The 6,000-nt window shown below is 42.9% G+C and carries 3 protein-coding genes; all 3 read left to right on the top strand.

Features of this window, described 5'->3' with window-relative positions; all coding sequences use genetic code 11:
- Positions 1-1,197 (top strand): SAM-dependent methyltransferase (locus KH943_RS02630; RefSeq protein ID WP_304107262.1); only part of this gene is annotated, 1,197 nt, incomplete at its 5' end.
- On the top strand, positions 1,190-2,515 hold the full coding sequence (locus KH943_RS02625; protein ID WP_304107259.1) for a restriction endonuclease subunit S: 1,326 nt from the start codon (positions 1,190-1,192) through the stop codon (positions 2,513-2,515). The genes KH943_RS02630 and KH943_RS02625, both read left to right, overlap by 8 nt.
- 260 nt (positions 2,516-2,775) lie before the next feature.
- Positions 2,776-5,955 (top strand): type I restriction endonuclease subunit R, encoded by a 3,180-nt coding sequence (locus KH943_RS02620; RefSeq protein ID WP_304107255.1) that lies wholly within the window; start codon positions 2,776-2,778, stop codon positions 5,953-5,955.
- The last annotated feature ends 45 nt before the right edge of the window (positions 5,956-6,000 follow it).

Here is a 6,000-nt window from a genome sequence, read left to right as displayed (position 1 = left end):
AACGAAAAACTCAAAGGCGTCCTCCAACGCATCAGCGGCTATGCGGTAAACGAAGACACCCTGCGCGGGCTGATTATCCTCTTCTCTGATACCCATTTTACCCGTCCGACTTACAACGGCGAGTCCGTACATTTAGGCGCAAAAGACATACTCGGCCACGTTTACGAATACTTCCTCGGTCGCTTTGCCCAAGCCGAGGGCAAACGCGGCGGACAATATTTCACGCCGAAATCCATCGTTTCCCTGATTGTTGAAATGCTCAAACCCTATTCAGGACGTGTCTATGATCCAGCCATGGGCAGCGGCGGATTTTTCGTGCAAACCGAACGCTTTATCGCCGCCCATCAAGGCAACATCAACAACGTTTCCATCTACGGGCAAGAATTCAACCCCACCACCTGGAAACTCGCCGCCATGAACATGGCGATTCGCGGTATTGATTACGACTTCGGCAAACATAACGCCGACAGCTTCACCCAGCCGCAACACATCGACAAAAAGATGGATTTCATCATGGCAAACCCACCCTTCAACATCAGCGATTGGTGGAGCGAATCCCTTGCCGATGATCCACGTTGGACATACGGCACGCCGCCTAAAGGCAATGCCAACTTCGCTTGGCTGCAACACATGATTTACCACCTCTCGCCCAACGGCAAAATGGCATTGTTGCTTGCCAACGGCTCCATGAGCAGCCAAACCAACAACGAAGGCGAAATCCGCAAAGCCATCATCAATGCCGACTTGGTGGAATGTATGGTTGCCTTGCCCGGCCAGCTCTTCACCAACACCCAAATCCCCGCCTGTATTTGGTTTTTAAACCGCAACAAAAAACGCAAAGGCGAAGTGTTATTTATCGACGCCCGCCAAATCGGCTACATGAGAGACCGCGTATTGCGTGATTTCACCGCTGACGACATCGCCAAAATTGCCGACACCCTCCACGCTTGGCAAAAATCAGACAGCTATGAAGACCAAGCCGCTTTCTGCAAATCTGTTACTTTAGAAGAAATTAAAGATAACGACTTCGTCCTCACACCGGGGCGCTATGTCGGCACCGCAGAACAAGAAGACAACGGCGTACCATTTGCAGAAAAAATGCAAAATCTGACCGCTCTTTTGAAAAAACAATTTGCGAAAAGTGCGGAATTGGAAGCGGAAATTAAGAAGAATTTAGGGGGATTGGGGTATGAGTAAAATTCCATTAAATGAATTTATAACTTTACAGCGTGGATTTGATTTGCCAAGTAACAAAAGAATTTCAGGAAGTGTTCCTGTTGTTGCTTCAACAGGGATTGCTGGTTATCACAATGAAATTAAAGTTAAAGCACCTGGTGTTGTAATTGGAAGAAGCGGAAGTATTGGTGGTGGACAATATATTGAAAAAGATTTTTTCCCTTTAAATACAACATTATATGTAAAAGATTTCAAAGGACATTATCCTAGATTTATTTATTACTTATTAAAAAGTATTGATTTCACAAGTTTTAATGTAGGAACTGGTGTTCCTACATTAAATCGAAACCATTTATCAAGCATTTTAATTTCAGCTTTAGGAATTGATAAAGAAAAAGAAATCGCCAACATCTTAGGAAGTCTTGACCAAAAAATCCAACTCAACATCCAAATCAACCAAACCTTGGAACAAATCGCCCAAGCACTGTTTAAAAGCTGGTTTGTCGATTTCGATCCCGTGCGTGCCAAAGTCCAAGCGCTTTCAGACGGTCTTAGCCTTGAACAATCGGAACTTGCCGCTATGCAGGCAATCAGCGGAAAAACACCCGAAGAATTGACCGCACTTTCACAAACACAGCCTGACCGCTACGTCGAATTAGCGGAAACCGCCAAAGCGTTTCCGTGTGAGATGGTGGAGGTTGATGGGGTTGAAGTGCCGAAAGGGTGGGAATTAAAGCCTTTTGGTTCTCTTTTAGAAAATACAATCGGAGGGGATTGGGGGAAAGAGGAAGAAGACGAAAAACATACAGAAAATGTTTTTGTTTTTAGAGGAACAGATCTTCCTAATGTTCAAATAAATGAATTTGACGTAATCCCTAAACGATATATTGCAAAAAATAAATTAAAAAGCCGTAAGGCAAAATATGGCGACATTATTATTGAAGTTTCTGGAGGAAGTAAAAATCAACCAACAGGGCGGTCATTGTTAATTACAAAAAATTTACTTTGTAACTTTAATCTTCCAATTATTCCTGCTAGCTTTTGTAGATTATTTACACCAATCAATGAAAAAATTGCTGTATTGCTGGCTTGTCATTTAAAAATGATTTATACACAAGGAAAAACTTGGGAATATCAAGTACAAAGTACAGGAATTAGCAATTTCCAAACAAAAAATTTTCTTGAAAATGAACTTGTTGTTATTCCTGATGAAAATATATTCAATGCCTTTTATGAAAAGGTAGGTGTTATTTTTGAAAAAATGACATCAAATGAAAATATGCTTTTGAGTAAAACAAGAGATTTATTGTTACCTAGATTGTTGAATGGGAAAATTTAATTACTCACGAGGTTGATTTCACTTCTGCCAAATCTCCCCTACCCCTCTTTGCTAAAGAGGGGGATTTATTCAGAGATTTATTGACTGCAAGCGGTCGGATTAACAGCAAAATTACTCTTGAAAAACACCTAAACTAAAACTACGCTCAATACCATTCCCCTCTTTAGCAAAGAGGGATAGGGGAGATTTGGCAGTATCAATAAACGAAGAAATTAATCCATTAGCTACCCAAAGGCAGCAAATACACAAAAGGAACATCTATGCTCAACGAAAACGACATCGAACAACTTACCCTTCAACGTCTGCAATCCCTCGGTTGGGAATATCGCTACGGTAAAGACTTGCCTGTTCATGAGGGCGAGTTTGCCCGTGGCGATCTGGGCGGTGTAATCTTTATTGAGCAACTGCGTGAGGCAGTGCGTAAACTTAATCCTCAGTTGCCTGAAAGTGCGGTTAATTCTGTTGTGAAATTCGCGACAAAAAGTGATATTGGCGACTTGGTAGTGCGTAATCAGGCGTTTTACAAACTGTTGCGTGATGGCGTGCGGGTCGAATATCAGGCTCCCAATAGCCACGGACAAAATGAGCAAAAAATCGAGATGGCACGCTTGGTGGATTTTGAGCATTGGGAGAATAACCGCTTTGTTGCCGTCAATCAACTGGAAATCCGCAGCCGTAAAGGAGGCAAGAGGATTCCCGATATTATCGGCTTTGTGAACGGCTTGCCGTTGGTGGTATTTGAGCTCAAAAATCCGTTGCGTGAATCGGCGGATTTGTTGCAGGCGTTTAATCAGTTTGAAACCTATAAAGATGAAATTGCCGAGCTGTTTGTTTACAACCAGGCCCTGATTATTTCAGACGGCATTGCCGCCCATTTGGGTTCGCTTTCGGCAGATTTCCAACGCTTTACACCTTGGAAAGTCGTGGACGAAAAGGCAAAAAGTAAGCGGTTGGATTTTGGTGATGAATTGCAAAATCTGTTAAACGGCTTGATGACACCGCAAAAACTGCTGGATTATGTACGTTATTTTGTGCTGTTTGAACGCGGTTCTAATGGAGTGTTAATCAAGAAAATCGCGGCGTATCATCAGTATTACGGCGTAAACGAAGCCGTAGAATCCACGATTTTTGCCACAAGCGAGCAAGGCGATAAACGCATCGGTGTGATGTGGCATACGCAGGGTTCGGGCAAATCCATTTCAATGCTGTTTTATGCTGGCAAATTGCTCTCCCAACCTGAATTGAAAAATCCGACGATTTTAGTCGTCACTGATCGCAACGATTTGGACGGTCAGTTGTTCCAAACCTTTTCTTCAGGCAAAGATTTAATCAAACAAACACCTCAACAAGTGGAAGACCGAGAACAACTACGCCAACTGCTCGCACAAAATGAAGTGGGCGGCGTGTTTTTTACCACCATTCAAAAATTCGCTCTAAATGAAGAAGAAAGCCGCTTCCCTGTCTTAAATGAACGCAGCAATATTATTGTGATCAGCGATGAGGCACACCGCAGTCAATATGGCTTTACACAAAAGCTGCATAACGGCAAGTTTCAGGCGGGTTACGCCCGTCATTTGCGTGATGCGTTGCCAAATGCTTCGTTTATTGGTTTTACGGGTACGCCAATTAGCCTTGAAGATCGCGATACACAAGATGTTTTCGGTCAGTATGTATCTATTTACGATTTGCAAGATGCGATGGAAGATGGTGCAACCGTGCCGATTATTTACGAAGCTCGCCAAATCAAGCTGGCGGAGAATGCTAATCACGATGAATTATTTGCAGAAATTGATGAACTGCTGGAAGGCGAAGAAAACCCGAAATTACGCTTGCGAGAAAAATTGCTCGGCTCAGAAGCACGATTGCACGATTTAGCGGTCGATTTTGTGCAACATTTTGCAAAACGCAATCAGCAACAAGACGGCAAGGCGATGATAGTCGTTTCTAGCCGTCAAATTTGCGTGGATTTGTATAATCAGATCATTACTCTGCACCCTGAATGGCATTCGGATAATATCAATGAGGGTGCGATTAAAATTGTGATGACAGGTTCGGCAAGCGATACGCCTGAAATGCAAAAACATATTTACAGTAAGCCGGAAAAGCAAACGTTAGAACGCCGTTTTAAAGATCCTACCGATCCGCTGAAAGTGGTGATTGTGCGTGATATGTGGCTGACAGGCTTTGATGCACCGTGCTGTAACACTATGTATCTTGATAAGCCAATGAAGGGACATAACCTAATGCAAGCCATCGCACGAGTAAACCGTGTATTCGCTAACAAAAGTCGCGAAAACGGTGGGCTGATCGTGGATTATGTTGGTTTGGCAGAAGAATTACGAGCAGCCACACAGCAATACACCAACTCTACCGGCAAAGGGCAATTAGCGGAAGATGTGCAAAGCGTGTTCTTTAAAATGAAAGAACAGCTTGAATTTATCCGAACTTTGTTTGCGACACCAATTGAAGGCGAAGCATTTGATGTTCAGATGGCAATTTCTGAACGAGAACCTGCATTATTGCTAAAAGCCATTGCGACAGCAGCAAACCATATTGCTACGCTCGACCAATTGCCTAACGAAGGCAAAGCACACGATCAACATTGGCATAATACAGACGATATTGAGCCACGTAAAAAAGCCTTTTTGAAAACGGCAGGAAGCTTGAAAAAAGGTTACGCTTTATGCGGGGCATTACCTGAAATAGAACCATATAGTCAAGAAGTTGCTTTTTATGATGCTGTGCGTGCTGTGCTTGCCAAACGTGAACAAAACGGAAAGGGGACAACGGAACGTTTAATTCAGCTTAAAGCCTTAATCAATCAAAGTATTGTATCTGAAGGTACCATTGATTTATTTGATTTGTTGGGCAAAGAACAAACGCAGATTAATTTGCTTTCCGACGAATTTTTGCAAGCGATCAAAAACAGCGAGACCAAAAGCCTGTGGGTGTTAGCGATGGAACGTTATTTGAAGCAGGAAATTAAAGCCAAAGCCAGCAGAAATCTGACCGCACAAAAAGATTTTGAGCAACGTTTGCAAGAAGCCCTCACGCAATATCACAATCACAATTTGAGCGTGGTGGAAATTCTTGATGCACTTGTGCAGATGGGGCGGGATTTCTCCGAATGCTTATCGCGGGGCGAAAAACTCGGTTTAAGCACGGCAGAATTAGCGTTTTACGATGCCCTTTCTCAAAACGAGAATGCCAAAGAATTGATGAACGATGAAGTGCTTTCTAAACTCGCTAAAGAGATTACCGATATTTTACGCCGCTCAGTCAGTATTGATTGGCAACACAAAGAAGCAGTACGGGCAAGAATTCGATTACTCGTTCGACGTGCCTTACAAAAATATAAATATCCGCCTGATCAGGCAGAAGGTGCGGTGGAGTATGTGTTGAAGCAAGCGGAAGAGATTGCGGGGGATTTAAGTTCATAAAGCACTAATCATTATTCAAAATTGTTAGACAAATTTATGCTTCCT

Origin of the sequence: Haemophilus parahaemolyticus, from assembly GCF_018373095.1 — a bacterium.
Taxonomy (GTDB): Bacteria; Pseudomonadota; Gammaproteobacteria; order Enterobacterales; family Pasteurellaceae; genus Haemophilus_A; species Haemophilus_A parahaemolyticus_A.
Note: the sequence above shows the minus strand (reverse complement) of the source record. Positions and strands in the feature narration are given on the sequence as shown.